At 42.7% G+C, this 21292-nt stretch carries 20 protein-coding genes; 13 read left to right on the plus strand and 7 right to left on the minus strand.

Going from position 1 to position 21292, the window contains the following annotated elements; translation table 11 throughout:
• Nucleotides 1–274: 274 nt before the first annotated feature.
• Entirely contained in the window at nucleotides 275–1597 is a 1323-nt protein-coding gene (locus FIS9605_RS0109665; protein ID WP_026732415.1) for a serine/threonine protein kinase, read from the minus strand.
• A 231-nt stretch (nucleotides 1598–1828) separates the two neighbouring features.
• On the opposite strand from FIS9605_RS0109665, the gene argB reads away from it, so the two are divergent.
• The 4 genes from argB (at nucleotide 1829) to FIS9605_RS42550 (ending at nucleotide 4765) form a co-directional block, all read left to right on the plus strand.
• Nucleotides 1829–2725, plus strand: a complete 897-nt coding sequence (gene argB, locus FIS9605_RS0109670) for an acetylglutamate kinase (protein ID WP_026732416.1) — start codon at nucleotides 1829–1831, stop codon at nucleotides 2723–2725.
• Between the two features lie 164 nt (nucleotides 2726–2889).
• Nucleotides 2890–3411 carry a tetratricopeptide repeat protein gene (locus FIS9605_RS0109675; protein ID WP_026732417.1) on the plus strand — a complete coding sequence of 174 codons (522 nt, stop codon included), beginning with the start codon at nucleotides 2890–2892 and terminating at the stop codon, nucleotides 3409–3411.
• Between the two features lie 159 nt (nucleotides 3412–3570).
• Entirely contained in the window at nucleotides 3571–4380 is an 810-nt protein-coding gene (locus tag FIS9605_RS0109680) for a DUF3153 domain-containing protein (protein ID WP_026732418.1), read from the plus strand.
• Between the two features lie 106 nt (nucleotides 4381–4486).
• Nucleotides 4487–4765, plus strand: a complete 279-nt coding sequence (locus FIS9605_RS42550) for a hypothetical protein (protein WP_155960390.1) — start codon at nucleotides 4487–4489, stop codon at nucleotides 4763–4765.
• 165 nt (nucleotides 4766–4930) lie between these two features.
• On the opposite strand, the gene pdxH is transcribed toward FIS9605_RS42550, so the two are convergent.
• Entirely contained in the window at nucleotides 4931–5575 is a 645-nt protein-coding gene (pdxH, locus tag FIS9605_RS0109690; RefSeq protein WP_026732419.1) for a pyridoxamine 5'-phosphate oxidase, read from the minus strand.
• Between the two features lie 126 nt (nucleotides 5576–5701).
• Here pdxH and FIS9605_RS0109695 point away from each other — a divergent pair, with 126 nt between their 5' ends.
• From FIS9605_RS0109695 to FIS9605_RS0109725, 7 genes are all read left to right on the plus strand, one after another.
• Complete coding sequence (locus tag FIS9605_RS0109695; protein WP_026732420.1) at nucleotides 5702–6814, plus strand: AI-2E family transporter; 1113 nt, start codon at nucleotides 5702–5704, stop codon at nucleotides 6812–6814.
• 418 nt (nucleotides 6815–7232) lie between these two features.
• Nucleotides 7233–7985 carry a response regulator transcription factor gene (locus FIS9605_RS0109700; RefSeq protein WP_026732421.1) on the plus strand — a complete coding sequence of 251 codons (753 nt, stop codon included), beginning with the start codon at nucleotides 7233–7235 and terminating at the stop codon, nucleotides 7983–7985.
• 44 nt (nucleotides 7986–8029) lie between these two features.
• Nucleotides 8030–9343 carry a sensor histidine kinase gene (locus tag FIS9605_RS0109705; RefSeq protein WP_026732422.1) on the plus strand — a complete coding sequence of 438 codons (1314 nt, stop codon included), beginning with the start codon at nucleotides 8030–8032 and terminating at the stop codon, nucleotides 9341–9343.
• Nucleotides 9344–9371: 28 nt separating this feature from the next.
• Nucleotides 9372–10058, plus strand: a complete 687-nt coding sequence (phoU, locus tag FIS9605_RS0109710) for a phosphate signaling complex protein PhoU (protein WP_026732423.1) — start codon at nucleotides 9372–9374, stop codon at nucleotides 10056–10058.
• A gap of 254 nt (nucleotides 10059–10312) precedes the next feature.
• The gene (locus FIS9605_RS0109715; RefSeq protein WP_026732424.1) at nucleotides 10313–12556 is read left to right on the plus strand and encodes a PhoX family protein; all 2244 of its coding nucleotides are present in this window, start codon (nucleotides 10313–10315) and stop codon (nucleotides 12554–12556) included.
• Nucleotides 12557–13087: 531 nt separating this feature from the next.
• Nucleotides 13088–13681, plus strand: a complete 594-nt coding sequence (locus tag FIS9605_RS0109720; RefSeq protein ID WP_026732425.1) for a Crp/Fnr family transcriptional regulator — start codon at nucleotides 13088–13090, stop codon at nucleotides 13679–13681.
• Between the two features lie 164 nt (nucleotides 13682–13845).
• Nucleotides 13846–15486, plus strand: a complete 1641-nt coding sequence (locus FIS9605_RS0109725; protein ID WP_026732426.1) for an iron uptake porin — start codon at nucleotides 13846–13848, stop codon at nucleotides 15484–15486.
• On the opposite strand, the gene FIS9605_RS46575 is transcribed toward FIS9605_RS0109725, so the two are convergent.
• Together FIS9605_RS46575 and FIS9605_RS0109740 are read right to left on the minus strand one after the other, a co-directional pair.
• On the minus strand, nucleotides 15483–15809 hold the full coding sequence (locus tag FIS9605_RS46575) for a hypothetical protein (protein WP_442854692.1): 327 nt from the start codon (nucleotides 15807–15809) through the stop codon (nucleotides 15483–15485). The two genes, FIS9605_RS0109725 and FIS9605_RS46575, sit on opposite strands and share 4 nt — an antisense overlap.
• A 52-nt stretch (nucleotides 15810–15861) precedes the next feature.
• The gene (locus FIS9605_RS0109740) at nucleotides 15862–16110 is read right to left on the minus strand and encodes a hypothetical protein (RefSeq protein WP_026732427.1); all 249 of its coding nucleotides are present in this window, start codon (nucleotides 16108–16110) and stop codon (nucleotides 15862–15864) included.
• Between the two features lie 168 nt (nucleotides 16111–16278).
• Between FIS9605_RS0109740 and FIS9605_RS0109745 the strand changes: the two genes are divergently transcribed.
• Entirely contained in the window at nucleotides 16279–16884 is a 606-nt protein-coding gene (locus tag FIS9605_RS0109745) for a DUF3318 domain-containing protein (RefSeq protein ID WP_026732428.1), read from the plus strand.
• A 121-nt stretch (nucleotides 16885–17005) separates the two neighbouring features.
• Here the strand turns inward: FIS9605_RS0109745 and FIS9605_RS0109750 are convergent, their stop codons facing one another.
• Both FIS9605_RS0109750 and FIS9605_RS0109755 read right to left on the minus strand, forming a co-directional pair.
• Nucleotides 17006–18808, minus strand: coding sequence for a glycosyltransferase family 39 protein (locus tag FIS9605_RS0109750; protein ID WP_026732429.1), 1803 nt, complete (start codon nucleotides 18806–18808; stop codon nucleotides 17006–17008).
• A 419-nt stretch (nucleotides 18809–19227) separates the two neighbouring features.
• Complete coding sequence (locus FIS9605_RS0109755) at nucleotides 19228–19665, minus strand: DUF6918 family protein (RefSeq protein WP_026732430.1); 438 nt, start codon at nucleotides 19663–19665, stop codon at nucleotides 19228–19230.
• Between the two features lie 218 nt (nucleotides 19666–19883).
• Between FIS9605_RS0109755 and FIS9605_RS0109760 the strand changes: the two genes are divergently transcribed.
• Nucleotides 19884–20102 (plus strand): hypothetical protein, encoded by a 219-nt coding sequence (locus FIS9605_RS0109760; protein ID WP_026732431.1) that lies wholly within the window; start codon nucleotides 19884–19886, stop codon nucleotides 20100–20102.
• Nucleotides 20103–20174: 72 nt separating this feature from the next.
• Here the strand turns inward: FIS9605_RS0109760 and speB are convergent, their stop codons facing one another.
• Nucleotides 20175–21224 carry an agmatinase SpeB gene (speB, locus tag FIS9605_RS0109765; RefSeq protein ID WP_231510354.1) on the minus strand — a complete coding sequence of 350 codons (1050 nt, stop codon included), beginning with the start codon at nucleotides 21222–21224 and terminating at the stop codon, nucleotides 20175–20177.
• Nucleotides 21225–21292 lie beyond the last annotated feature (68 nt).

Below are 21292 nucleotides of genomic sequence, written 5' to 3' on the forward strand. Positions count from 1 at the left end.
GTAGTTAGTAGTTTGTGATGCAAAAATAAGCTGATCGGCTGTTCCACATCTAATTTGCATTACTTTGGCGGGCTGTCCGGCCCACCCCACAAGAGATTGAGAAAATATAACTGTGCAATTTAAATGTGCTTTAGCTTAAACATTTAATTTAATGATGTGTTTAGATTATTCTCTTGTAGTGCGGGTATCCTGCCCGCTACTATTATGCAGGTTGAAAGCTTACTACTACCCACTAACTACTAACTACTAACTACTAACTACTAACTACTAACTACTAACCAATCCCCAACCAATGCCTAATTTCTGCTGCTAGCCAACGGCACTCCTGTTTACTCAAAGGTGGCTTCAATTTTCCAAAGGAATACTCACGCACACCCACAGCCAAAGTTACTTCAGGTACTTTGTTATTACCATAGCCACCAGTTTCACCGCTAAATACTTTGTCTATTTCTAAAACGTTTCCTCGCTGTGTTCGCAAGCAAAGACCCATTAATTTCGATTCAATTTCAAACTCCTGATGGTCAAAGTAAATATTAGTTTCTACAAAGTTAGGCAACAGAAACCAAGCTGCCAGCAAGAGGCTTGCTATCAGCCAGATCCAACCTTGGATAGTACTAAAGCCAAACGCACCAATAACCAGGTATGACCAAATCAGCAGTCCCACCATTGCAGCTAGGTTTTTAGGGTCAACTAATGTCTTTTGCCATAACACGGGGATTTGAATCTGCAAGTGACCAGAAGATTTTTGCAGGTGAATCTGGCTATCTGCTGGTTGAGGACGAATTAACCTAGACATACCAGCCTGATTTGCTTTGAGCACTTTTAGTGCTTCTTTAGCACTGCTAAAGCGTCTTTCTAAATTTGGTTCTGTCAATTGTTCCAACCAGCGAACAAACCCAGGATTGAGCTTTAATAAGTGGGCAAACTGTAAGCGAGAATTTTGTTGTGGTAAATTGGCTGGTGAAATACCCGTCAACAGATGAATTAAGGTTGCGCCTAAGGCATACAGATCGGACGCAGGAGTCGCCCGTCCGCCAAATTGTTCCAGAGGTGCATAGCCATAGGTTCCTACCACTGTAAAAGTAGCTCCCTCTCTGGCGGCCCGGTCTTGCACTGCGCCAAAATCTAGCAAATAAATCTGGGAATCTTTCCCCAACAATATATTGCTGGGTTTAATGTCTCGATGCAATACAACTGGACTCAAACTATGCAGGTATATCAAAATCTTCAAAATTTCGGCAGCTATTTTCCGTATTTCTGCTGGGGTGAACACCCTGCCCTTTGCCAGTAATTCCCTAAGCGAGGAACCGGGTATGTAGGTTTGGACTAAGGCAAATTGGATTACTCGGTCTTCAAAACAAAAATAATTGCGATACTGAGGAATACGCGGATGGTTAAGTTTTTTGAGTATTTGGGCTTCTCGCTCAAAAAGCCTAACATTTTCCCATTGCATTTGGTCGCTAAAAATGAGCATTTTGACGACTACTTGCTCTTGAGTAGATAAATCCCATGCTAACCAGGTTTGACGACCCGCACTTTCACCGAGTTTTTCTATAAGTTGATAGCGATCGCGTAACACCTGTTCAATTTGCAGCATCGTCTTGCTTTGCTTTAGCTCTTACTTTCAAGATGTAGGAGTATTGGTAAGCAAGTGTGTGGAGATGTGGGCGTCTAGGTGAATGATTTTTCCTGCTACCCTCATATCCTCACACTCTTATATCCTTTATACGCTTACACCCCAAGTGAACCAGCACGAACATATTAGCAACAAATATTGTTTTATATGAGAAATTGTTGAGAGTACCAATTTAACTATCAATAGCTCCTCATGACGATCAATGATACTGAGTACATCCGGCAAGATGCAGCCACTCGCGTAAAAGTACTGAGTGAGGCATTACCTTACATCCAACAGTTCACAGGTCGAACCGTTGTTGTCAAGTACGGTGGTGCAGCCATGAAAGACAGCAACCTCAAAGATAAAGTTATCCGCGATATCGTATTTTTATCTTGTGTGGGTTTGCGACCAATTGTCGTACACGGTGGTGGGCCAGAAATCAACAGTTGGCTGGATAAACTAGGAATAGAGCCGCAATTTAAGAACGGTTTGCGTGTCACTGATGCTCCCACAATGGATGTAGTGGAAATGGTTTTAGTTGGTCGCGTTAATAAAGAAATTGTCTCTTTGATTAACCAAGCTGGTGGTTCAGCAGTGGGACTGTGCGGTAAAGATGGCAACTTAATTAAAGCCCGTCCCCAAGGTGAAGAAGGCATCGGCTTTGTAGGGGAAGTATGCAATGTAAATACCAAGATTTTGGAGACACTGGTTAACAGTGGCTATATCCCCGTAGTTTCCAGTGTCGCTGCTGACGACAACGGACAAGCTTATAATATTAACGCCGATACCGTAGCCGGAGAAATAGCAGCAGCGCTGGGGGCAGAAAAGTTAATTTTGCTAACTGACACGCGGGGGATTTTAAAAGATTACAAAGATCCATCTACTTTGATTCCGAAAGTAGATATTAAAGAAGCCCGGGAATTGATTGCCAATGGTGTAGTTAGCGGTGGCATGATTCCAAAAGTTAATTGTTGCGTGCGATCGCTTGCTCAAGGGGTGCGCGCTGCACACATCATCGATGGTCGTATCCCCCACGCTTTGCTAGTAGAAATTTTTACCGATGGCGGTATCGGCAGCATGATTTTTGGTTCTCAGTTTATGTCTTGAAGAAGGCAAATTTATGAGGGGAAGGGGTAAACAAGAGGGAAAAAGGTGAAAGGGTAAGGGGGAAAGGAAAAGAAAAATCCCTTTACCCTATTGCCAGCTAAAAAGATTCCAAAAACGCTGCTGCCATTGGCACAATGAAGGCAGTGCTGATTTGTGAGCGAAACGTGACTTCAGAAAGTATAGAAATTGCCAAAAATCGCTACCAGCAAGGGAGAATAGCCTTTGAAAGCGGGCGATACCAACAAGCGATTGAACAACTGGAAAAAGCAAGCGCTCTTTTAGCTCGTAACACCCGCCTTGGGGGTGAAGTACAAATTTGGTTAGCAACGGCTTACGAAGCAGCGGGACGTACAGAAGATGCGATCGCCCTTTGCGAACAACTCAAACGCCATCCTCATTCAGAAACCAGCAAAGAAGCAAGGCGTTTGCAATACATCCTCAAAGCCCCAAGGTTGCAACGTCCTAAGGAATGGATGACCCAAATTCCTGATTTTAGCTCTCTTTCTGACAATGAGAGCAAAATCAACTTTTCTGCCAATAATACCAAATCCTCTGGTCGCAAGCAGCCCTCTGAGCAAGAATTTGTTGATCTCAGCCAGGTCAATACCAGGGATAATCGCTTTATCTGGGTAGCATTAATTGCTATTGGTCTAACATTGGTTAGTTTAATTTGGTTGAATTTTTAGAAATGGGGATTGGGGATTGGGGATTGGGGATTGGGAGAGTGGGAGAGTGGGGGAATAATTATTAACTACTAACTACTAACCAATGTAGAGACGTGCCATGGCACGTCTCTACAACCACTAACCACTAACTACTAACTATTGACTTTTGGAGATTTAATGATGCATTTTTCTACTTTTGTAAGGAGTTTGGTGCGGTTCAGATACATTTGCCTTGTGCTTGTGGCATCTCTATTGCTGTCTGGTTGTGTAGATTATGACGTGGGGGTGCGTTTTGATAATTCCAATCGTGGTGAGTTGGTGCAGCATATTAAGTTGGGAGAACGCCTTACCAGTTTTAGTGGCGATCCAGTATATGAATGGTTAAACAGCATAGAGCGTCGCGCTCGTCAAGAAGAAGGCAAAGTCCGGCGACCTTCTAAGGAAGAAATTATTGTGACCATTCCTTTCACTAATGCTAAAGAATTACAAACAAAATTCAATGGATTTTTTCACCCTAATACTAATCAAAAAGCCGAATCTGTGGTTAGGGAATCTGCCTCAGAACTGCCTAAGGTAGAGTCAAATTTACTTTTGGATCAAAATAATTTCTTGCTGTTAGTGCGGAATCACTTAATATATGATTTGGATTTGCGATCGCTCGCCTTGATTTCTAGCAACGGTAATGTTTTGGCTAATGCTGGTTCAATCCTCGATTTGGAATTTAGTTTAAAGACTCCTTGGGGTGCAAGAAGTATTCAAAGAACTGAGAATGCTCCTCAACCACAAAAAAATAAAAATCAACTGGTGTGGAAGCTCAATCCTGGTGAACTCAATCACATAGAAGCTATCTTTTGGCTTCCCAGTCCTTTAGGTATTGGTACTTTGTTAATTATTCTGTTTGTCTGGGCAGGAATTTACCTGCGATACAACTTTATGCCAGACCCCAGAATTCAATTTGCTGCTAAAACAGCAACAACTGAAGGTCAATAAACATTTAATAGTTGGTGGTTGGTGGTTGGTTGTTGGTTGTTGGTTTTTCTAAACAACAAACACCAAACAACAAACACCAAACAACGAATAACATCCATTCAAAATTGTGAAAGCACAACTTTTGTTAATTTTTACCTTATTAGTTGTCAATTCTGGAACGGCATTTTCCCAAACACCTGTACCTAATCCACAGACAACTGCCACTCCCACAATCACTGTTACACCAAAATCGAGTCAGTTAATCACCTCCAGCAAGCGATCGCTTACTATCAAGAAGCACTCAAGCGAGTTACAGATCCAACTGTTAAGTTGCGGATACGGGTTGCTGGTGCGATCGCACAATTGCTCACTGGTAGAGAAAATCTTATACAAGCGGCGAAACTAGAAATTCAAAACTTAGAAAAAAAGTTGTTACACCTCCTCAAGCTCAACCTTCTGTAGAGGCGGAAGTAACCCGAGGTGTTGTATCACTCCCGAAAGTAGTGGGAGAAATACCCCCATTTGACGATCCTGATGAAGAAAATGATATGGACGGCAGCCGCTCTATATACTAAGGTGACAAACGCTCTATTTTCCAAGTACCATCTTCTAAGCGAGTATACAATAAACGATCGTGTAGGCGGCTAGAGCGTCCTTGCCAAAACTCTATTTGTGTGGGGATCACGCGCAAGCCTCCCCAGTAAGGCGGTCGAGGTACATCCTGGTTTGCATATTTGGCTTGCAGTTCTTGCAACCTTTGCTCAAGGACTTCGCGGCTGGCGATCGCTTCGCTTTGATTGGATACCCACGCACCAAGGCGACTGTTGAAAGGACGACTGCGGAAATACTCATCTGATTCGTTTTGGGAAGTTTTTTCCACATGTCCACAGATACGGACTTGCCGTTCCAGTTCTGCCCACCAAAAAACTAAGGCAGCTTGGGGATTTTCGGCTAACTCCTGCCCTTTGTGACTGTTGTAATTGGTGAAAAACACAAAGCCCCGGTCATCAAAGTCTTTTAGCAATACCATTCTTGCTGAGGGTTTTCCATCTGGGGTAGTGGTAGCTAGAGTCATGGCATTTGGTTCTAGCAACTGACTTGCTAGTGCCTGGTCGAACCATTTTTGAAATTGTATAAAAGGATTGGGGTCAACATCAGTTTCACTCAAACCCTGTAAAGTGTAGTCTTTGCGAAGGTCAGCTACAGTTTTGTCCATTTGGTTATGCTTCCTGGTAATTACTTAAACTTATCTATCTATATGTAAAAAGTAACTATGATGATAATCAGCGCCAAGTAGCTTTTACCTACTCTGCCAAGAAGTTTTTAACATACATTTCATCAAATGCGGCGTTGGACCTCTCTTCAAAATCTAGTAATCTACGGCTTGAGCGGTCCGATTATCGCGCTCAACGTTTGGCTGCTGTCTGTTATATTTAGTTATTTTCAGCATCCTATTACTATTCTCAGCACTGCTGCAATTCTTTCTTTTTTGCTGAATTACCCAGTTAAGTTCTTTGAACGCGCTGGCGTTTCTCGCACGCAAGCGGTAGTTATTGTATTGCTGGTGACTTTGACCCTGCTGATAATCTTGGGTGTAACGCTAGTACCAATGGTCATAGAGCAAACAAACCAACTATTAAATAAGATTCCTGATTGGTTAACCACTAGTCAAGCGAATTTGGAGCAACTTGAAGAATTAGCGAAAAAGCGACGTTTACCTCTTGATTTCAGTGTTATTAATCAACAAATTAATGCCAACATTCAGATTTTAGTGCAACACATACCTTCTGGTGCCGTGGGATTTGCTGGAACGGTGCTGTCTGGATTACTGAATGTGGTGTTAGTAGTTGTGCTGGCGTTTTATATGTTGTTGTATGGCGATCGCGTTTGGTATAGTCTCGTCAATCTCTTACCGCCTCATATTCGCATACCTTTGACTGCATCCTTGCGGCTGAATTTTCAAAACTTTTTTCTCACTCAACTGTTGTTGGGTGTGTTCATGGTAGTGAGTCTCACTCCTATTTTTTTAATAATGAAAGTACCATTTGCGCTGGTATTTGCCATCTTCATCGGCGTCTCTGAACTCATTCCCTTTGTGGGAGCGACTCTAGGCATTGGTAGCGTCACAATTTTGCTCATGCTGCAAGATTGGTGGTTAGCAACTCAAGTGGCAATTACAGCGATCGTTATGCAGCAAGTTAAAGATAACCTTTTAGGGCCAAAGTTGCTTGGAGAGTTTATCGGACTTAATCCCATTTGGATTTTTGTGGCGATTTTGATGGGATTCGAGATTGCTGGATTTTTGGGATCGCTTGTTGCTGTGCCAATTGCTGGCACTATTAAAGGTACCTTTGATGCGATGAATAACACTAAGGCTCGACAGTATAGATCGAATGTAACTATCGAAACAAATTCACATTCCGATCGAGCAGAGGGCAAGGGAAAAAGGAAATAATTAAGGTAATCTGGTAGAAATTGCGGCTATTAGGAGTGAGCGATCGCTACTTAACACTCAATAAATTTTAAAATTGCATCGCATTGAGTAAAAAATAAAATTATTTAGTAGATATTCGGTGCAAAAAAATAAACATCAATCAACTATAAAGCTAATATGTATCTAAATTCATCAAGTTGGCGCTAAAGCCCTTACAGTCAGGCTTTCCACGCCTAAAAATGAGTGATGATTCGCTTACTAACAGTCTTTAAATAAAAGATTGCTATATGTTTATTGCTTATATGGTTTATAATATAAATAGTCTGCTGTCATATAAATTACACAAAAATAAAAATTATACAACTAAATAAGCGTAGATGCACTGAATAATAAATAATGATATTTATACAAGCACATTGCCGCTATTCTGTGAATATCGATGTACACTAGTGAATCAACAAAGTATCCCCCCACAACGGACATCGGTCAAAGAAGTCGTATTTTAGTAGTTGAAGATGAAGAACTCATCCGGGAAATGCTAGTTCTAGCACTGGAAGAGGAAGGCTATGGGGTAGTAACAGCGACAGATGGACGTGCGGCTGTAGAACAATTAAAAAGTTTTGAATCAAACTCAGGAGAAGCTACTTTTGATTTAGTAATTCTGGATTTGATGCTGCCTCAAATTAATGGTTTAGATATATGTCGCTTGCTTCGCTATCAAGGTAATCCAGTACCAATTTTGATGTTAAGTGCCAAGGGTAGTGAAACAGACCGCGTTTTGGGACTGGAAGTAGGAGCAGATGACTACCTCACAAAACCTTTTAGTATGCGGGAGTTAGTGGCTCGGTGTCGCGCTTTGCTGCGTCGCCAACGCTTGAGTAGTTTGCCGCAATTACCAGCATTACAGTACAAAGAGATTACTTTATATCCGCAAGAGTGCCGCGTGCTGGTTCGGGGTCAGGAGGTGAGTTTGTCTCCAAAGGAGTTCCGCCTTTTAGAATTATTTATGAGTTATGCCCGTAGGGTATGGTCGCGGGAGCAGTTGCTCGATCAGGTTTGGGGGCCTGATTTCGTTGGGGATAGTAAAACAGTAGACGTTCACATCCGTTGGTTACGCGAAAAATTAGAACAAGATCCCAGTCACCCAGAATATATAGTAACTGTTCGCGGTTTTGGTTATAGATTTGGATAGTTGTTAGTTATCATTTTTGCGACAGTAACTAACAACTTCTTGTGATGTTAGTACAGAGTTTTCTTTTGGGTTTGGCTGTAGGACTTGGATTTTGGATTTTTCAGCTAGTGCGACTACGTCGCATTGTCGGAACAATACCGCCTTCGTTAAAATCGCAGCCTTCTGATATTGCGCTACCGCTGATCCCGCGCTTGCGACATGAAATTGCCTCGTTAAGGCAGCAACGGCAAGACTTGCTGCAAATTCTGCAAAATTACCAACAACTGTTGGAGTTAGCACCTGTGGGATATTTGCAGGTGGATGAAGAAAATCAACTGCTGTGGTGCAACCAGCAAGCACGGGAGATGTTGTATTTGCAAAGGTGGCAACCAGGACAGATACGCTTGTTACTGGAGTTGGTGCGGTCTTATGAACTTGACCAGTTAATAGAACAAACTCGCGATCGCCAGCAGTCTCAGGTGAGTGAGTGGGTATTTCACCCCTCTTGTGAGAGTGCCACAGCTATATTAGAAGTAAAGCCTCTGGTATTGCGAGCCACTGGCTTACCTTTAAGCGAAGGAGAAGTTGGAGTATTCTTAGAAAATCGCCAAGCGCAGTTGGAGATTAACCAAGCACGCGATCGCGCCCTTTCCGATCTCGCCCACGAATTAAGAACGCCACTGACTTCCATTCGTCTGGTAGTGGAAACTTTGCAACTTCGCATAGAACCACCTTTAGATCGCTGGGTTAATCGCCTCTTGCAAGAAGTTGACCGACTGATTAATTTGGTGCAAAGCTGGTTAGAACTAACTCAATTAGAAACCGATCCTACCCTCAAACTCAATCGCCAACCTGTGGAAGTGCGATCGCTAATTGCCAAAGTTTGGGAAACTCTCGAACCTATGGCAGGGCGTCATCAAATCCAGCTTGCCTACTCAGGGCTAGAAAATCTCTGGATTAATGCAGATGAACCACGCATTTTCCAAGTTTTTCTCAACTTACTAGACAATAGCATCAAATACAGCCCTCCTGGAGAGACTATTAGTGTTGAGACAAAAATTATCTGTTTGGATAATAATGATAACGGTAAACTAAATACACCAGCCAATCTAGAAATCAATATCATTGACTCAGGAGTAGGTTTTGCCGAAGCAGATTTACCCCATGTTTTTGAACGATTTTATCGGGGAGATCAAGCACGTTCTCGTGTGAAAGCAGCAGAAAGTAGTTCAACAGGAATAGTGGGTAGTGGTTTGGGTTTGGCGATCGTTCGCCAAATAGTCCTTGCTCATGGCGGTTCTATCAAAGCCATGAATCATCCCATTACAGGTGGTGCGTGGATACAGATTATACTTCCCGAGGTAATGGCAAATTCTTAAACCCGAGACTATATTTAGAGATATCTTCATGTTTGAGACTGCAAGCGTGAAAGCCCTTATCTACGATCCCAACTCTAAAAGATCCCAACTAACACGTGAAATCAGGCGCTTGGAGCGCGATATTTTACGTATGGGAGCTTTGGTAGAACAATCGTTCCGCCTGAGTCACCAAGCTTTATTTGCCCGTGACTTAAAAGCTGCCGAGGAACTTCCCCATATAGATAAACAAATAGATCGCTTTTATAAACAAATAGAATCAGACTGCGCGGCAATCATGACGCTGCAAGCCCCTGTCGCTCAAGATTTACGTTGCTTGAGTGCCTTTATGCAGCTGGTGCGCGACTTAGAGCGCATAGGCGACTATGCTAAAGACTTAGCTGAAATTGCAGTTAAAATCTTTCCCTATCCGCCCCACCCATGTTTACCGGAGATTGCCTTGATGTCGCACCATGCCCAAGCTATGCTAGCAACTAGCCTAGTAGCTTTGGCTGATTTAGATGAAGTTAGCGGTCGTAGTATTAAACAACTAGATGATGCTGTAGACAGCGCTTACGAGCATCTGTACGATACTTTAGCCTACCAACGAGATATCCCAGGCGTAGTCGAGCCAATTTTACTGCTCGTGCTAGTAATTCGTCATTTGGAACGTATGGCAGATCACGCCACTAACATTGGTCAACGAGTGGCATATATTGTTACTGGTCAACGCAGCTAAGTAAAATGTCATTGGTTATTAATAAAGGTTTTAGCGATTTTGTTGAATTAAATTACAGATACCATATACTTTAGTATTTTTAAGGGCGCAAAATCTTGCGCCTTTGCTATGTAATTTAAATAACTATATTTGTATAGATAACGTAAAATTTACCTAAAGCTTACCTGTTCTTAAACTTTGACTACTAAATTAGCCAAAGACAACTTCAAAATGTTTGCCATCTTACAAACGGCTCTGTGTAATCAACAAAACTGATGAGTATCACACGTCGAAATTTCTTGCTGTTTATGGGTGGGGGTGCAAGTGCGATCGCACTGAGTTCTCTAGGGGGATGTATCAAAAATCCATCTCCTGCACCAGTGGAAAAGGCTAAATTAGCATTTAAACCAATTAAAGGGCCGATACCCCTAGAAACTGCTGGTTTCAAACCAGAACAGCAGAAAGAACAATACAGCACATACGAAGTTGTGGATGATTTGGTATTGCCAGAAGGTTATCAATACCAAATCATTGCTGCTTGGGGCGATAAAGTCGGTGATAGTCGCTTTGGTTATAACAACGACTATTTGTCTTTTGTTCCAACTGGTGAAAACGAAGGATACCTCAGTGTCAACTTTGAATACATCAGCGCCATCCCTTGGATGCAAACTTACGAACAAGTCATTGGTAAATCTTTGCCGTTTGAGGAAGTCAAAGCAGCACTGAAAAACAACTCATCAGGTAAAAACGAAATCAATGCTTTTGCTTTGCCTGATCATGACCCAATTAAAGTCAAAATCAGGCAAATATCTCAAGAAGCACTTTTAGATCAAGGACTAGGTGTCATTTCAATTCGCAAAACTGCTGATGGTAAGTGGGAACGGAGCAATTCTCAAAACGATCGGCGGATTTCTGGCATTTCCGGTTTAAATGATGGACGATATCTAAAGGCAACCGGGCCTGCGGTGGCTGTATTTCGCAGACAGCAGGGACAAGGATACATCGATAAATTAGGCGATCGCATTATTGGTAGTTTTGGCAACTGCGCTGGTGGCACAACTCCTTGGGGTACAGTTCTCAGCGCAGAAGAAAACTTTCAGTCCCAAGTACCAGAACCAGTATACGCTGATGGAACTTCGTTAGTTCCTGGCAAACGACCTTTTGCCTTGGATGACGAGGAACTATACGGACAGGGTAATGTTTTTGGATTAGCTGGCAATAAATACGGCTGGATCGTAGAAGTCGATCCAGCTAACCCCAATGACTACGGTACTAAACACACGTGGTTGGGACGCTATCGCCATGAAGCAGTGGGTGTGCGCGTGGAGGCGGGGAAACCACTTGCTTTTTATTCGGGGTGCGATCGTCGAGGTGGACACGTTTACAAATTTGTGAGTAGCGACAAAGTCCAAGATCCCAAAAATAGAGCTAATTCCCAGCTACTTACTGAAGGAATGCTCTACGCTGCCAAATTTAACCCTGATGGTACTGGTCGTTGGATACCGTTAAAAGCTGATACACCAATAGATCCCGATCTTCCCAGTCACGTTGCCGGGAACCTGATTCCGTTACCAAAAAGTCCGCAAGCAATAACTAGCAAAGATTCCGACAAACAAACCCTCTTCAAATTACCAGAATCCGTTGAAAGCTTTTATTTCCCAATGACCAAAGACGAAGAGATTGGCCAATATAAACAAAAATTTCAGAAATTGGGCGACCTCTATGCTGGCAATGCCCAAGAAAAACAAGGCGCGATATTAATAGATGCTCACTACGCCGCCAATGCTGTTGGTGCAACCTGCACTGGTCGTCCGGAAGACACGGAAATTGCCCCCAATGGTGATTTATACATTAGCTTTACCTCTGGTTCTCCCGATCGAGAAGGTGGCCCGGATATCAGAATATTTAAAGGCCCAAAAGCAGAAACCCCTTACGAGTATGGCTGGGTGATGCGTCTAACAGAAGACGGCAACGATCCAGCAGCGCTGACGTTCCGCTGGCAAATGTTAGCCACTGGTGGTGAACCAGCCGCTGGCGGTATGGGTTTTGCCAATCCAGATAACTTGTTACTTGACAAAAACGGCAATGTTTGGATGGTGACAGATACCTCCACAGGAAAACTCAATAAAGCTGTTAAAAATCGCACTGATGACGATGGTAAACCTGCGGCAATATCTGGTTTATTCGGCAACAACACTATCTGGTTTATTCCCACTAAGGGTGAAGATGCCGGTAAAGCCTTCTTGTTTGGAACTGGGCCTATGGAATGTGAAGTCACAGGGCCTTGCTTTACTTCAGATGAACAAACAATGTTTCTTGCTATACAACATCCTGGAGAGGCTAATGGTACTCGCAAGAACCAAGCTTTAGAAACCAGAGAATTCCTGATCGCAACCACAACAGGTGAAGAATTTGTGCAAACTCGTCAAGTCCCTATTGGCTCAAATTGGCCTAGTAAAACTACTGATGCACCTCCAAAACCTGCGGTTGTTGCCGTAGTTAAAGCTGGAAGTATTTGAAAAAATTCTTAATTATTTGAGAATGCAATAATTATTAACCGATAATTAAGGATTAAGCTACACAACTAAGCTTGCTTTACTGTCAGTTGCGAGTAAACTTTTAATAATCTATTTCTCTCAAAGTATCAAATTTACCTGACAATAGTATCCGAAAGCATCAATTTTACCTAAAACGGGGTCTTCCCAATGATTTAACCACGCCTGGAAAACCGCACCTAAATATAGTACTTACACAGCTAACACAGGGGTTATCACCTTTATTGGATCTGTTAGACGAATGCAAGACTGATTCTTTTGGATTTTAATTCAGGTTTTTTTATGTCTTCTCTAGTCATAGCAAATCAATTATTCCAAGCCTACGAGAACCTCCTGCCTATGACATCTATCTTTTGGTTGAATTTGAACTCAAAAGCTAATGGGAAGTTTCAACTGGATAAAACCGATTGCGAGCACAGGCATGTAGCAGTTACCAGAGCACCTTAGAGAACTGTTTCAAGCTATTCCACACTTAACAATTATCAAATCCTACTAATGATGTATCCCAGCAGTCGCACACAAAACACAGTTGGCTCAAATAAGTCTAACTTATCGGCAAATCTACCTCAAAGGTTATTCACCCGCAGAGAAGTAATTCCACCACGCAATGACGTGTTGTGGCGAATTGAACGTGGCGCAGTTCGCACTTTAACTTGGAGTGAAGACGGAACATTTATTACTCTGGGGTATTGGGGATCTGGAGATCTGATTGGCTATCCTTTGTCCAGAGTCAAGCCTTACCAGATAGAATGCTTGACCAGTGTGGAAGTGAGCTTAGTGCCACCACATCATTGGAATCAAGATGTTAATGCCTTGATTCTCCACATTCAACAGGCAGAGGAACTTTTGAGTATTGTACATAGAAAACCCATTTCCCTGCGTTTGTGGCAATTTTTGGTGTGGTTAAGTGAAAAATTTGGTCGCGATGTAGAACAAGGTAAACTTATTGACCTTAATGTTACCCACCAAGAAATGGCAGAGGTATTAAATACAACTAGGGTAACGGTAACACGCCTCCTCCAACAGTTTGAGGAGGAGGGTAATCTGTTACGTCATAAACGTAGAATAATTTTGCGTTTACCAAAATAAAAGTATTTAGAAAACACTAAAAAAGTGCGCTAGAAAAGTTGCGTTAACCACCCCTAATCTTGGTAGAATTATTACTGAAAATCAAAGGTAAAGTCTCATAAAATAAACATATTCAAGAGATTTTATCATGATTTGCTCCAGTAGGTGTGAGTGAGATAAACAAAATGAAAAAACCATTCTGGAACGTCCTAAAACTGAGTCCAGTTGCCTTAGCTGCTACATTGTTGGCTACAAACAGCGCCTTCGCTGCGGAAGTAAATCAAGAAATAAGCCAAGATGTGACCTCTGTGTCCCAGTTATCCCAACAGTCTGGTGACACCATGGATCAGGTAACATCTGTTTCTCAGTTTTCCGATGTGCAGCCCACAGATTGGGCATTCCAAGCTTTGCAGTCTTTAGTTGAGCGCTACGGTTGTATTGCAGGTTATCCAAACGGTACTTATCGCGGTAATCGTCCCATGACCCGTTATGAGTTTGCCGCAGGTTTAAATGCTTGCTTAGACCGAGTCAACGAACTGATTGCAACAGCAACAGCTGAGTTAGTCACCAAAGAAGACTTGGCTACCTTACAGCGCTTGCAAGAAGAATTTTCTGCGGAACTGGCTACTCTGCGCGGTCGCGTAGATACTCTGGAAGCTCGCACTGCCGAGTTGGAGGCAAATCAATTTTCCACTACCACCAAGCTAGTTGGGGAAGCGATTTTCAACTTGGCTGGCGCGTTCGGTGAAGAGAAGGCTGACGACAGCGGCGAAGATGTAGACGAGAATTTTACTTTTTCAGATCGGGTTCGTTTGAGCTTTAACAGCAGCTTCACAGGTTCAGATCAGTTGCAAATCCGTTTACAAGCTGGCAATGTGCCTAATCTGAATGACGCAACTGGCACTAACATGGCCCGTCTCTCCTTTGATAATGATACCGACAACAGCGTTGAAATCGATAAAATCAACTATGCTTTCAACCTAAGCGACTCTGTACGAATCAAAGTAGACGCTAACAACGGTGAATTCTGGGAAAACATTAACAACTTCAGCCCTGACTTTGCTAGCTCCGGTAAAGGTTCTATTTCCCGCTATGGTCGTTTCAGCCCCATCTACCGCCAAGGTTCTGGTGGTGCAGGTGCAACTTTGACCTTCAATCCTAAAGGTTCTTTCTCTGCATCTGTGGGTTATCTAGCTGGTGGAAGTGATAACGTCGCTAGCAGTCCTGAGGAAGGAGCAGGCCTCTTTGATGGTAACTATGCTGCACTCGCTCAGGTAGCTTATCAGCCTGGTGAAACATTCAACATCGGTCTGACTTACGCCCGTACCTATCAAAATAGTGTAGGTGGTGTAAACCAATTTGCATCTACAGGTAGTGACTTTGCAAGCCAACCCTTTGGTGAAACTGCTACTTCAGCCAATCACTACGGTGTACAAACTAACGTCAAACTAGGTGACAGATTAAGCCTTGGTGGTTGGTTTGGTTATACCGACGCAAAAGCTGAGAGTGACAATCCTGACGTCGGTGCTGATGACGGTGACAATGCAAATTCTTACTACTGGATGGCTAACGTAGCTTTCAGAGACTTTGGATCGCAAGGTAGCGTACTTGGTCTTCAGTTTGGTCAGCCACCCAAAGTTAGCGACAATGATGTTAGTGGTCGAGAAGATCCAGACACCTCTTATCACCTAGAAGCGCTATATAGATATCAGCTCACAAACAATGTTGCCATCACCCCTGGTTTTCTGATGATCTTAAATCCTGAGCATAACGACAACAACGACACCGTCTACGTTGGAACAGTTCGTACCACCTTCACTTTCTAAAACTGGTTTGTAATAAATACAAGTGATGAAAAAAAGCCCGCCATTTGGCGGGCTTTTGCATGGGAATGGAGAGGAGTGGGAGATGGGGAGAGTGGGAGAGTAGGGGATAGAGAGATGGGGAGAGTGGGAGAGTAGGGGATAGGGAGATGGGGAGAGTGGGAGAGTAGGGGATAGGGAGATGGGGAGAGTGGGAGAGTGGGAGAGTAGGGGATGGGGAGATGGGGAGAGTGGGAGAGTAGGGGATGGGGAGATGGGGAGATGGGGAGAGTGGCGGAGTGGGAGATGGGGAGAGTGGGAGAGTGGGAGAAATAACTACTAACCACCAACTACTAACTACTAACTACTAACTACTAACTACTAACTACTAACCAATGACTATTGATTATTAAAATTAGATGGAGGGCGATCGCTACTCCAAGCCCACCAAACACAACCGCAGTTGCACTGGTAAAACTCTTGCCATTTGCGGCGATATTCTTCTGTAATTACAGGAGAACGGCGATTAATCCATACTTGCATGGCTTCTAGACTGCTGGCATGGCAGTTGGGACAGCAAAATTCACGAGCATGAATTGCCTTATTTGTCCATTCAGGTGGGATTGAAGCAAAAGCATCTATAGTCATTTAGTTATTAGTCAAGAGTCAAGAGTCAAGAGTCAATATTTACTAGGACTTATACCTTAAAATTCAATAGACTGAGTATGTAAATATCCTAAGCATATATCAAAAGATTCATGCTAGCTGAAAGCCGATCGCAGCTGAGTTGTTTGTGATTTCTGCCTTCTACTTAATATGGAGCCAACCGTTGAAATTCGCCGTTTGTATGATGTAATGCCTGCTTCGGCTAGGATGATGACCAAAATCGTCAGCAAACCTGAGCAAGCAAAAGTGATTGATGTTTCTTTTCCCCTGCCTTGGAACAGGGAGCGACCAATATATATTAATTTTGATTTGTGGCGTCGATTGACAAAATCACAACGCGATTTGTTGCTATTGCGGACAGTTAGTTGGTTAACGGAGATAAAATGGTTTAAACCAGATATTTATCAAGGCTTAGCAGTTGCTGGGCTTTTGGGTGGATTGGTAGAATTCTTCCAAACAGATGCGATAGGTGTGGTTGTAGCCGGTGGATTAACTAGTTTGGCTGTGTATCGCATTGCTGCCATTAACCGTTCTCAACAGTCACAGCTCAGCGCCGATGCCACCGCTATTAAAGTAGCACAGCGGCGGGGTTACTCGGAAGCCGAAGCAGCACAATATCTGTTATCTGCGATAGAGACAGTCGCCAAGATTGAAAGTCGCTCTGCTTTAGATTTTATTGAGTTAATTCGTTGTCAAAATTTGCGAGCGATCGCTGGTTTGTCACCAGTGGGTGTTCCAAATAATGGTAATAGGTAATAGGTAATGGGTAATAGGGACTGGGGACTGGGGACTAGGTATTAGCAAATAAGAAGAATCTTCTCCCAATACCTAGTACCCAATCACCAATCACCAATATATCTGCGTTTTTGCAAGAAGTTTATGAATTACAGTGATAAATTTTATATTCATAACCATTTACTGCTGGTAAAGATCGAGTTTCAGCAATACAGTTTTTGATTGCTTCTGGTTCAGGTGCATAAAAGTTTACCAGCCATAAGTCAAAAGGACGTGGCAGTAACTTTAAGGTGCTTTGGAGGGCTGTAGTGGAAGTATTGAGATCTTGATCTTGATGAGCCAGAAAGAAGAGGGGGAAAATGGAGGAAGTGGAAGAGAGAGAATTTTGAAGTTTGAATTCTCTAGCTACGCCCATCATTTCGCCAATTTGTACGTGAGTTTTTTGGGTGGTAGCAATCAGAGCTGGCACTTGGGATGTTTTTTGAATAAGTTGTATAAATAGGTCTGGACGGTAGTATTTTTGATAACCCAGATTGCAAACAACGGTGATAGCACTAGCCAATCCCATTACCCAAATAATTGCCACAACCATTTTTCCATTTACTCTCCATGTTCCCTTTCCCCACTCTCTTACTCCCCCCTTCTTTTTGAGGGGTGTGTTCCAACAAATTGCCAGACTTGCTCCCACTAAAACTATGACAGCGGGAAAGTATACAAAGTTATAACGAGCGCCTCGTGTTAAGTCAATGCCAAAAAAGTAAGTGAAACAGAAGAATAAAGCGATCGCTGCCAAGATCGCACTAACAAACACTTGCGTTATTAAACGAGTTTGTGGTTGCAAAACCAGTATTTTCAAGCCATTAACCAGAATTGGTATTGCCCAAATAAAGAAAATTATCATCACCAAACCAGAAATAATCACCACAACTAGCTGTGGTGATTCAACTGGTAGCAAAGAAATCATCGTAATCCACGCCGCGATCGCTTGGAAAATTGGGCTGATCCAAGCAATACCGACGCGATCGCCCTGAATCCAATCTGTTAACTTATTACCATGTGTATTATGTAAAAATACTGGTAGCCAAACTATACTTGCTATAAAAGTGCCAACAGCGACCGCGTAGATACGTCGCCAAGGAGGGGCATTGGGGATTGGAGATTGGGTATTGGGTATTTTGGGAACTTCTTCTATTGCCCCTTGCCCCTTACTCCTTGTCCCTTTGTTCCCTTGTTTCCATTGTTGCCAAGCCAGAAAAATCAAAACAACGGCTTCAGTGCAGAGAGTAAGCGCGAAGAAGTAATGAGTTGCAATACCTAAAGCATTAATTCCTACCCAAGAAAATACTAACCAAATGGGTAACTGGGTGTGCTTTTGGATGTGGCGTGCGGTAACTACCAGGCAAGCGAAGGAAGCAATTACCCACAAAATAGCTAAAGTATAATGACGGGCTTCTTGTGCCAAAAAGATGCCATAAGGTGAAATTGCCATCATTGCGGCAGCTAGATGGCTCACCAAGCGGGAACGAAAAGCAAGCCAGCTCAAACCATAAATAGCAGGAATAGATACTGCCCCAAAAATAGCAGCAAGCGATCGCGCTCCCCACAAAGAAACCATATCAGCTTGTGTGGGAAACAGTTTGAGCCACAGGTGAGTTAGCGCAAAGTACAGAGGCGGATGATTGCTTTCACTAAATAAATGTGCCAATACGTCTTTAATTGTTGTGGCGGGTTGCAGTTGCAGTGGCTGCAATAAAACATCAATTGTTATAGGTTGATCTAACGGTACTGGCAAAAAACTATTTCCCAGGCTGAACACCAAGGTAGAAAATTCATCTGTCCAAGGGGATTTTGCTGTTAGGTTGGTTAAGCGTAAGCCGATGCCGATGAGCAGCCAAACCAACAGCAAACAAAGGTGAAGCCAACGGGGATATGATGGAGCCGTCATCACATTTAATAGAATTTGGATATCAGACGTTAAATTGTAAATGAAAGTTCAATCCAAATTCTTACCCTCCAAACCCTCGTTATCAGGTTCAACCTAGTAACGACAGAGCCTCTAGCTCTTATAAAGAATAGTGCAAGACTCCCATGCACCGGAGCGCACAGCAAAAGATGAAAATCTCTCTTCCCTGTTAAGCGTTCTCTGTTAAGAGTTCCCTATTTTCAAGTTAGACCCTCATGCCTTTCGCACAAGATCATAATCGCAAGTATAAATCAAAGTTAGAAATGACACTTGATTGAAATCAGTGAAAGCTTATAACAGCAGATTAACACGAACGTCAGCTTTACTTAGTCAACCTAGCCTACGGTTACAAACAGTGGTAGGTGGTAGTGCACCTCCAACTGTTATCCTGATTTTTTCGTTTATGCCTTGGTATGTTTATCGATTACCTTGGCAAAGTCTGGCACTGCCTCTTCCACGTGTTGCTTGGCTGAACTGCGTAACTTTTCATACGTTCCTCGCACGATTTGGCGCTTTACGTTCTTGGCCTTTGCATCGGTAACGCTAAGCAGTGCGTCTGCTGTACGAGAGCGACTCTCAACCAGATGCCCAACTGGGTCGCCTTTGTCCACGCCTTCACTCCAAATGGGATCAAGTGCTGTAAAGCACTCTGGCAGGAGCAGATCGACGACATAGGGGATGTATCCTGGCTTGACCCCCTTCAGGGCGGCGAAGGCAGTTTTCAGAGCTATACCGCTTATGCCTGACTTGGAAGCGAGCTGTGCTTCTATCATATTGCAGCAGTCATCCACAACCATAGTCCTTTTGTTCGGGTTCAAGAGTTCGTCGCTAAGTCCCATTTCACTCCTCATTTAGTGTCAAAGTACTTGATTTTTATTCAACTAATTTCCTAGCGAACAGGAAATTACAGAAAATGATACCAGAGCAAAGGATTTTCATCAAAATCAGTCAAAGTTTATGGGCGATCGCCTAAAGCACGTTCACACGAACAATAGCATTTTGATTCAAGATAATAGTGCTTCACAAAAACTTTAACGTTAGTAACGACAGCTTCAACATGACTAATGACAGCTTAAATGTTGGTAACGAAAGTCATGATGTTGATAGAGAAAGTCACGATGTTGGTAACAAAAGTCGTGATGTTGTTTATGAAAATCGCAATGTTGGTAACAAAAGTTGTGATATTAGTAACGACAGATTCAATTTTAGTGACGACGGCTTGAGCATGGGTAACGTCAACTCAACTTGCAGCGATCGCGATACTAAACTGAGGTAGTAAAGGTAAAGGTAAACTGCACTTTGTTGATCGGCGATCGCCTTCTCTAGTTTGCCTTGAAATTTCAAGCAATCAAGCCGTAGGTCGTTGCTGCGATAAATCCATCAAGTTTGCCAACTTATAAACAATTCGTGCACCGACATTGCCATCCCACTCAGCATCACCAACTTCGCAGACATCGAAACCAATAATTTTTCTACCACTATTTACTAATTCACGAAACAGACAAAAAGTTTGCTCTAATTCCAGTCCACCCGGAACAGGAGTACCTGTATTAGGACATAATTTTGGATCTAGACCATCGACATCAAAGCTAATATGAACGTATTCAGGTAAATGACCGATAATTTCTCGGCACAACTCCATCCAAGTCTTGCCAGAATAGAGTTTTCGTTTAATCATAGGGTCGTAATAAGCAATAATTCGTCTGTGGGAATGGTCAATTATTTGCACTTCATCATGACAAATATCACGCAAGCCTACTTGCACTAACTTGGAAACTTGCGGCAACTTCATTGCATTGAACATGATGGATGCATGAGAAAACTCAAATCCTTCATAAGCATTTCTCAAATCTGCGTGTGCATCAATATGTAAGATACCAAAATTTGAGTATTTAGTTGCTAATGCTTGGTAATAACCTAGCGGTGAACTGTGATCTCCTCCAACCACAGCGACTCTTTTACCATGATTAATTGCTTCCTGACACTGTTCAAACAACCATTGATTTACTTGTTGACCAGCTTGATTAATTTCTGTCAGTATAGGTGTTAAATCTGGTGTATCTGTTAGCGATTTACCTTGCTCTAGTCGCTCGATAATTTTTGCTGCTAAGTTACGGTAGTAATTGTTATTCTCCAAAATTTCCTGGGGAATTTCTACCATAAAAATTCCCTGTTTCCATCCATCAGGGTGATCAAAATCGAACAAATCTAGTTGTGTTGAAGCATCCAGAATCTTTTGTGGCCCATTAGCAGTACCTGCACCATAGGAAACGGTGACTTCCCACGGCACACCAAAGACAATCAGGTTTGCAGACTCATAATTAAATGGTAGACCAAAGAGATTACCATTTATTTCACCTACACCGCTGGGATTGTAGTCTTGGAGATTAGTCATTATACCTGAAAAAGTAAAACTAAACTAATAACTATGTTACGGGTCGGGTCAAGTGGACTGCCTACATTTCA

It is taken from the genome of Fischerella sp. PCC 9605 (assembly GCF_000517105.1).
Classification (GTDB): Bacteria; Cyanobacteriota; Cyanobacteriia; order Cyanobacteriales; family Nostocaceae; genus PCC9605.